The organism is Stenotrophomonas sp. STEN030 (genome assembly GCF_056759995.1).
The window spans coordinates 58,086-66,368 of record NZ_JBRREB010000026.1 but is presented as its reverse complement, the minus strand read 5'-3'; the positions used below and the strand labels follow the sequence as shown (position 1 = coordinate 66,368).

The following is an 8,283-nucleotide window of genomic DNA, read 5'->3' as shown; positions in this document are numbered from 1 at the left end:
GGGCCAAGGGGTGTGCTGCGGTTCAGCCCCGCGCGGGGGGCCGCGACGCTTTGGGCTGCGGGCCTGACGCCGCTCCTACAAAAGGCCATCTACTGCTTCCGCAGACAAACAAAAAGCCCGGGAATCCCCGGGCTTTTTGTCAGACAAACATCGCGCCGATTACTTGATCAGGCGGATGGTCATCGGGTAGCGGTAGGTCTCGCCCTTGTTGGCAGCCAGGCCAGCAAGAATCGCGAACACCAGGCCACCGATCCATGCCACGGCATAGGTCAGGAAGCCGATCAGCACGACCATCAGGATGCCGCTGATGAAGTAGGCGCCCAGCAGGGTCAGCTGGAAGTTCAGCGCTTCCTTGGAGTTGGCGTTCAAGAAGGCCTTTTCCGGCTTGTCCTTGTTGATCAGCCAAACGATCAACGGCACGATGAAGCTGAAAAAGATGCCCGACAGGTGCACCAGCATCGCAATGCTGTTGTCGTCGGAAGCGCCTGCGCTGGTCGGTGCCGGCGGCGGAGTGGTCTGGTAATCGCTCATTGTTTCCCCAAGATCCTTGTAAAGGGTTTATCCGTAATGGCTGACAACTATAGGGAGCACATTAGCTCCCACGTAAGAATAGTCCGCTGTTTGGCAAGACTCCGTCAATCATTACCTGCCACGGTCATCTTCCCCACCAGGATCGAACCGGTGGAAACATGCGAACGCTTGTCCACATCGCTACCCACCGCTTCAATGCCGGCAAACATCTGCTTGAGGTTGCCGGCGATGGTAATGCCGTCCACCGGGTAGGCAATCTGCCCGTTTTCCACCCAAAAGCCACCGGCACCGCGCGAGTAGTCTCCGGTGATGCCATTGACGCCCTGCCCCATCAGTTCGGTCACCAGCAGCCCCGTTCCCATACCCGACAGCATGGATGCGCGGTCACCAGCATTGGCCTTCACTTTGAGGTTGTGCACGCCACCGGCATTGGCCGTGGTCTGCAGGCCGAGCTTGCGCGCCGAGTAACTGCCCAGGATGTAACGCTGCAATACGCCATCGGTAATCAAGGCCGAGTTGCGGGTCGCAACGCCTTCGCCGTCGTAGGAACTGGAGCGCAGGCCGCGGCGCAGCAACGGCAGTTCATCGATGGCAAACCAGTCCGGGAACAACTGGGTGTCCACACTGTCGAGCAGGAAGCTGGCACGGCGATACAAGGCGCCACCGGAGACCGCGCTGAGCAGATGGCCGATCAAGGAGCGCGCCATTTCCGCAGCAAACAATACCTGCACCTCGCCGGTCGGCAACGATCGCGGCTGCAACCGGGCGACGGTACGCTCGGCCGCGCGCAAGCCTACTGCCGCCGGATCGTCCAGGTCTTCGCGGGCAATCGCGCTGGTATACCAACCGTCACGCTGCATGCCATCGCCCTGGCCCGCGATCAGCGCACAGCCGATGGAATGGTGGCTACTGCGGTCACGGCCGATGAAGCCGTGCGAGTTGGCGTACACCGACACGCTTTGCGCGGTGGACGCCGAGGCGCCGTCGGAGTTGCTGATGCGGCTGTCGCTGTCGCGACCAGCCGATTCACAGGCCAGCGCCAGGTCCAGCGCCTGCTCGGCACTGAGTTCCCACGGATGCCAGCCGTCCAGATCGGGGAACTCGGTGGCCATCAACGCCGGATCGGCCAGGCCGGAGGCCGGGTCATCTTCGGTATGCCGGGCAATCGCGCAGGCCTGGGCCACGGTGGCCTCCAGACTGGCTTCCTGCAGGTCGGCGGTACTGGCGCTGCCCTTGCGCTGGCCGAAGTACACGGTCACCGCGATGCCGCGGTCGTGGGTGGCTTCGACCGTCTCCACCTCCCCCAGGCGCACATTCACATCCAGCCCGCGGTCCTCGCTGCAGCTGACCTCGGCCTGGCTGGCGCCCATGGCGCGGGCCCGTTCCAGCAGGCGCTGGGAGATGCCGGTGAGGCGTTCCAGGCGCTGCAGGCTGTCGTCGGCGGCAGGCTTATCGGTGCTTATGGCTTTCAATGCTTTATCCTTGGTGGCCAAATCCCTTCACATCTGCCCGGTCTTGCATGACTGGCGGCGGCGTGACGTGGATTTTTCGTGGAGCCCGGCGAGCGCCTGGCTTTCCTGTCATGAAGTTTAGTAGGTAGCAGTGCGATGCGCGGACGCGATCAAGAAACCGGTGAATTTTTGGGCGAAAGCCGTAGCCAGAACCGGCGCGAAGCGCTGGAAGTGCTGGCGCTGGGCGAAACCCTGGTAGAGCTGACCCCCGCCCAGCTGGCGCGCCTGCCGATCCCGGAAGGTCTGCTGGAACACATCGAGTACACCAAGCGCATTACTTCGCACGGCGCGCGCAAGCGTCAGCTGGCCTTCCTGGCCAAGCAGATGCGCCGCGAGGAAGACGAGACGCTGGACGCGATCCGCAACGCGCTGGACGCAAACAGCGAGACCTCTCGCCGTGAAGTGGCGATCATGCACCGCATGGAACGCTGGCGTGAGCGCTTGTTGGCCGAAGGCGATGTAGCGCTGGGCGAACTGCTGGACGAACATCCGGAAGCCGACCGCCAAGCCCTGCGCACGCTGGTGCGCAACGCACTGGCCGAGAAGGCCAAGAACAAGCCGCCGCGCGCCTACCGCGAGATCTATCAGGTACTGCGCGAGCTGATGCTGGTGCCGGTATTGAGCGCGGCCGCTGAGTTTGCTGGCGATGACGATGCCGATGATGTGGATGGCGACGACGAGCAGGATTGATCTTGATTGAGGGGCTTTGCTGTGGGTTTGGTTCTGTAGCGGAAAGCTTCCCCTCATCCGCCCCGTTGGGGCACCTTCTCCCGCAGGCGGGAGAAGGGATTGAATCACTGCTACCTGAGCGAATCTCGGGCCCGCCCCAAATGCCAGCTGTCCCTTCTCCCGCAAGCGGGAGAAGGTGCCCCGAAGGGGCGGATGAGGGGGCTCTTCAGCTTTAGCCGCCCCTCAAGCCTGCGTACCACCCACCGTCAGCCCATCAATCAGCAACGACGGCTGGCCGACACCGACCGGCACGCTCTGCCCGTCCTTGCCGCAGATACCCACACCCTCATCCAGTGCCAGATCGTTGCCGATCATGCGCACCTTCTGCATGGTCTCCGGGCCGTTACCGATCAGGGTCGCACCCTTCACCGGCGCAGTGATCTTGCCGTCTTCGATCAGGTAAGCCTCGGTCGCCGAGAACACGTATTTGCCGCTGGTGATGTCGACCTGGCCACCGCCGAAGTTGACCGCGTACAAGCCCTTCTTCACCGAACGGATCATCTCCTCCGGGTCGTGGTTGCCTGCACGCATGTACGTATTGGTCATGCGCGGCATGGTCATGTGCGCGAACGACTCGCGACGGCCATTACCGGTTGGCGCAACGCCCATCAAACGCGCATTGAGCGTGTCCTGCATGTATCCGACCAGGATGCCGTCTTCGATCAGCGTGGTGCACTGGGTCGGGGTGCCTTCATCGTCAACATTCAACGAGCCACGGCGGCCTTCCAGGGTGCCGTCATCGACAATCGTCACGCCCGGCGACGCCACGCGCTCGCCGATACGGCCGGCATAGACGCTGGTGCCCTTGCGATTGAAATCGCCTTCCAGGCCGTGGCCTACCGCTTCGTGCAGCAGCACGCCAGGCCAACCGGGGCCGAGCACCACCGGCATCACACCAGCAGGCGCCGGAATGGCTTCCAGGTTCACCAGTGCCTGACGCAGCGCTTCGCGGGCGAAGGCTTCCGGGCGATCACCGGCAAACAATTCTTCATAGCTGTAACGGCCGCCACCGCCTGCATAGCCGGATTCGCGGCGACCGTTGTGCTCCACGATGACCTGCACGTTCAAGCGCACCAGCGGGCGCACGTCAGCGGCCAGCACACCGTCGCTGCGCGCGATCAACACCGTATCGACGCCACCGGACAGGCTCACCATCACCTGCTGCACGCGGGTGTCGGCGGCACGCAGGTAGCGGTCCAGGCGCTTGAGCACCTCCACCTTGGTTTCATTGCCGATGCTGTCCACCGGGTCCAGCGCCGGGTACAGCGCGCGGCCACTGCCACGCACCAGCGAGCGCACGTTCTGCTCACCACCCTCGCGGGAGATGGCACGTGCTGATTGTGCGGCGGCCAGCAGGGCTGCCGGCTGGATATCGTCGGAGTACGCAAAGCCGGTCTTTTCGCCGGCAATCGCACGCACGCCCACGCCCTGCTCGATCGAATGCGCACCGTCCTTGACGATGCCGTCCTCCACGCTCCAGCTCTCGCGGCGCGAATGCTGGAAGTACAGATCGCCAAAATCGATCCCCGGCCCCAGCAAGGTGCCAAAGGTGCGTTCCAGGCGATTGGCATCCAGTCCTGCGGGCAGCAGCAGGCGGGTTTCGGCGAGCGAGAGAGCGTTTTCGGTCATGACTATCCAGATGGGGGCAGGCCTGCCTCTTGCAAGCCTGCACTGATTCAGGGGTTGCTGGCCGCGCCGGGCGTAACCAGCGGGGGCGGCAGACGGGCGGCGTCACGGTCCAGCACTTCGACCTTGGGATCTTTCCATGGCCCGGTCACCTTATAGGTCTTGGAGCCGATCTCGCCCAGTGGTTTGCCCAGCACCGCGTTGGCCGCAGCGCCCACTGCGGCACCCACTGGACCACCGGCCACCGCGCCCACCACGGTGAGCAGGTTGCCCGAGCGCGGGTTCACATCGATGGTCTGGTTGAATTGCTGCGCGACCAGGTCAGCCTGGCCGCGAATGGTGATCTCCGCCGCCGACGACTCAATGGCGATTTTGTCGGTACTGGCCTGGCCGTTGCCAAAGCGCATCGCGCCTTCAACATGGTTGAACGCCAAGCCTTTGGAGAACAGGTCGCGGAAATCAAACAGCAGGCGCCGTGGCAGCTGGGCCACGCTGAGCAGGCCTAGCACCCGGCCGGCGCCGGGGTCCACTTCCAGCAGCTGACCGTTGCGCAGGTTCATGTCCATGCCACCTTCCAGCGTGGCCATGTTGAACGCCATCGGACCGCCTTGCCAGCCAGCCTGCAGATTCACCTTGCCCTGGCCGCCACGCAGCTGCCCGGCATAGCCAAGACGCTGCAGCAGGTCACCCAGATCTTCGCTCTGTACCTGTGCCGTTGCCTGGGTTCGGGCCTGCGCGCCCATGCCGCGCCACTCGCCGTGCACATCGATGACCTGCTTGGGCGCGCGGATTGCCAGCTCCTGCACCTGCAGGCCGTCACTGGTCGGGCGCGTGCGCAGGCGGGTCTGGCCGAGCTTGATCGTGGCGAACTGCAGGTCGTCGATATCCAGTGCCAGCGGTGGGATGTTGGCCGGATTGATAGGCGCTGCCGGGGTGTCACTGGACTCGGTCGTTGCCGCCGTCGCCGCCTGCCAATAGACCCGTGCCAGCTGCCCGCTGACCGTGCCGCCATCGGCGGTAGGTACGCGCAGATTGCCCGCCAGTGCCGGCCCATCAAGCTGCACGGCAACCGCATCGGCACCGGGCCGCAGCTGCAGCCGGGTCTGCGCGAAGCGCCCGCCCACCATCAACAGCTGATCAGCCAATACATCAACCTGCTTGAGCGCCACGCCACCGTCGCTGCCGTCGCTGCCGTCGCTGTCACCGCCGCGCGCCAGGCTGATCCACTCCAGCGCGTCCAGCGAGGGGGTGCGGCCGTTGACCACCAGCCCATCGGCCGGCGGCTCGTGATCGACGGTGTCGCTGCCCATCGTGACCTGCACGCCAGTCTTGCCGTTCTGGCTGCGCGCAGCCAAGGCCATCAGCTTGCCGAAGGACACATCGATCCGCCCCGCCCCCATCGGCAAGGCCGCCTGCACGGTGGTTGCCAAGGCATCGGCTGCCGGCTTGTTCAATGGCGCGGGCAACTGCAGGCGGGTGCCCTGCAGGTCCGAACGCAGGGTCAGCAGGGTGGGCGGGCCAGTGCGTGCACCTGCTTGTTCCTTGGGCAGGCTTACACCGACCGTCCATGCCGAGGTGCCGTGCACATAGGGTTTGAGCCAAGCCAGCTCCGGCGCACGGTCCAGCAGCTTGCCCGCATCCAGATCCGCACTCAGCTCGGCCTCGAAGGCATGCGCGGGGTCCTTGACCGGCTTGCCGGCGCGCAGCGCCAGCACACCGTCGCGTTCCTGATGCCGCACCTGCAACGCCGGTGCGTCAAATCCATCGCTGCTGTATTGGGCTTTGCCGCTCACACCCTCGAACTGCAGATCCCAGCGTTTATCGGCCATGCGCACGCCACGCAGATCGACATCGCCGAGCAGGTGCCCGCCGCCATCGTGGTGCAGCGGCAGCAGCAGATCGAAATTGACTGCAGCGGGGCCGGCCACGCTCAGATTGTCCAAGGTGTCGCCATAGCTGGCCTGCAACGGACTCTGCCGCAGCATCGCCAGCAGGCGCGCGCTTTCGTCAACGGTGCTGGCCTGTACCACCAGCTTGGAGTCGGCAAAGCTGGCGATACCCGCACGCAGACGATCCACCTTGACCCCGGCCAGATCGCCGCGGCCATTCAAATCAAAACCACCACCGATGAAGTTGATATCGGCATTGACGTGCTGCATCAGCGGCCAATCCTGCTGGAAACGGATCGAGCCATCATCGATATGCCCGCCCGCCTCGAAGCGACCGTTGTTACCGGTGAATGGCCAGTCATCCAGGTCACCGACAGCCAGACCGGTGCCGCCGCGCAGGGTGCCATCCACCAATGCCGCATCCAGCCACTCAATCGCCGCATCGCTCATGCTTGAGCGCACCCAGAACTGCTTGGCAGCGGTCATCGGCACATCGTCGATCTTGGCGGCCAGGTTGATCCACGGCCGGGTGCCGTCGCCCTGGAACCACAGGCCGCCGCGCACATCAGCGGCATAGTTCTGGCCCTGCACCCGCAGCGCCGGTGTACCCACCTGCCAGCCGGCGCCTTCGCGCCAGCCGACCAGTTCGCCAGAAAGCTGCAGCTCATGCAGCACGCCAAAGCCGGTAGGCCAATCGAAACGCACCACGTGATCCGGCTTCAGGCCCAGCGAAAACGCCTGAGCGTCGCCTTCAAAATGACCGCGCAGACCACTGACACCGGGGCTGCCGGCAACCGGTGCAAAGCTGGCATCCAGCAGCTCGCCACTGGCACGCAAGGGGCCATCAGCAGTACCGAGAACACTGATATCGGCAAATTTCAACGACGGTTTGGAACGATGCAGCCAGTTCCGCAGGCTGGGCTCCAAGCGATCACTGAGCGCAAGCACCTGTAGCAGCGGGCCGGCATCGAGCTGCTTGCCCTGCACCGCATAGTGTTTACCACCGGCCAGCAGCAAGCCGTCCAGTGATTGGGTCGTGCTGTCGGTGGCAATCCTAAGCGCGGGCGCGTCCAGCCGCCAGCCACCGTCAATCGCCTTCCAACGCGCGCGTAGTTGCAGCTTGTTGAAGGCCACGCTTGGCGCGGCAGCGCCCTGCAATGGCGCACCGGCAAGCTGCACATCGTCCAGCTCGCCTTCGGCGCTGACCGCCACTACGCGGTTGTCCTGCAGCTGTACCCAGCTCTGCAGTTCGCCCTTGCCCTGGCGCAGCTGCACCCCGGCAAACTTCAGCAATTCGGACCACGCCCCCAGCTCGGCCGGATCGGCCGAGAACCAGGCCTGGCCATCACCGCGTTGGCGCTGGAAATCCAATACCGCGGTGACCGGTGCTGCCTTGGTATCGATCCAGCCCTTGGCCCCTACCCGCAGACGCTCACCGTCCACACGCAGGCGCAGATCGATACGTGGAATGCGGGTCTGCAGCCCGATGGACGGTGCCTGTATCTGCAGCTGGCCACCGATCACCTGCAGCTCGCCTAGCCTGCGCAGGGCGTCCAGTGGATCACCGCCGGTTTTGGACTCGGGCAAACCTCGCACCGACCAGCGGCCGTCATCAGCCCGCTGCAGGGTCAGCGCCAGCCCGCGCAGGCGCAGCTCGGTCAGCGGCGCGCCGGGCAGCAGGCCCGAATACACCGCCACCAGTACTTCGGCCTGGCCAATGCGTACACCCTCGCCCTGCCCAACCCGCAAACCATCGAGCTGCAGGATGGGGCCGCGCCGGGTCCAGCGGGTGTCCAGCCTATCGAACGCAACCGGTTGCCCGGCACGCTCACTCAACCAGGCAGCAACCTTATCCGGATGCGCTTCCACCAGCGGCAGCAACTGACTGACGGTGCCGACCAGCAAGGCTACGCACACCAACGCGATCGCCAATGCCATCAAGGCATAGCGACGGAAGCGGCGCAGGCGGTGGCGCAACAACGTGGTCATCAGCTCAC

General features: G+C 64.7%; 5 protein-coding genes. 1 reads left to right on the top strand and 4 read right to left on the bottom strand.

Annotation, left to right across the window (positions count from 1 at the left end):
- Window positions 1–159 precede the first annotated feature (159 nt).
- Both ACVOLR_RS10950 and pmbA read right to left on the bottom strand, forming a co-directional pair.
- Window positions 160–531, bottom strand: coding sequence for a DUF4870 domain-containing protein (locus tag ACVOLR_RS10950; RefSeq protein ID WP_481508404.1), 372 nt, complete (start codon window positions 529–531; stop codon window positions 160–162).
- A gap of 104 nt (window positions 532–635) precedes the next feature.
- The gene (gene pmbA, locus ACVOLR_RS10945) at window positions 636–2,003 is read right to left on the bottom strand and encodes a metalloprotease PmbA (RefSeq protein WP_481536433.1); all 1,368 of its coding nucleotides are present in this window, start codon (window positions 2,001–2,003) and stop codon (window positions 636–638) included.
- 135 nt (window positions 2,004–2,138) lie between these two features.
- Between pmbA and yjgA the strand changes: the two genes are divergently transcribed.
- The gene (yjgA, locus tag ACVOLR_RS10940; protein WP_481536432.1) at window positions 2,139–2,732 is read left to right on the top strand and encodes a ribosome biogenesis factor YjgA; all 594 of its coding nucleotides are present in this window, start codon (window positions 2,139–2,141) and stop codon (window positions 2,730–2,732) included.
- Window positions 2,733–2,954: 222 nt separating this feature from the next.
- Here the strand turns inward: yjgA and tldD are convergent, their stop codons facing one another.
- The gene (gene tldD, locus ACVOLR_RS10935; RefSeq protein ID WP_481536431.1) at window positions 2,955–4,400 is read right to left on the bottom strand and encodes a metalloprotease TldD; all 1,446 of its coding nucleotides are present in this window, start codon (window positions 4,398–4,400) and stop codon (window positions 2,955–2,957) included.
- Between the two features lie 47 nt (window positions 4,401–4,447).
- On the bottom strand, window positions 4,448–8,275 hold the full coding sequence (locus tag ACVOLR_RS10930) for a YhdP family protein (protein ID WP_481536430.1): 3,828 nt from the start codon (window positions 8,273–8,275) through the stop codon (window positions 4,448–4,450).
- Window positions 8,276–8,283 lie beyond the last annotated feature (8 nt).

Coding starts and splice junctions, on each gene's coding strand:
- tldD (WP_481536431.1), bottom strand. CDS start 4,400: ATGACCGAAAACGCTCTCTCGCTCGCCGAAACCCGCCTGCTGCTGCCC.
- ACVOLR_RS10930 (WP_481536430.1), bottom strand. CDS start 8,275: ATGACCACGTTGTTGCGCCACCGCCTGCGCCGCTTCCGTCGCTATGCC.
- ACVOLR_RS10950 (WP_481508404.1), bottom strand. CDS start 531: ATGAGCGATTACCAGACCACTCCGCCGCCGGCACCGACCAGCGCAGGC.
- yjgA (WP_481536432.1), top strand. CDS start 2,139: ATGCGCGGACGCGATCAAGAAACCGGTGAATTTTTGGGCGAAAGCCGT.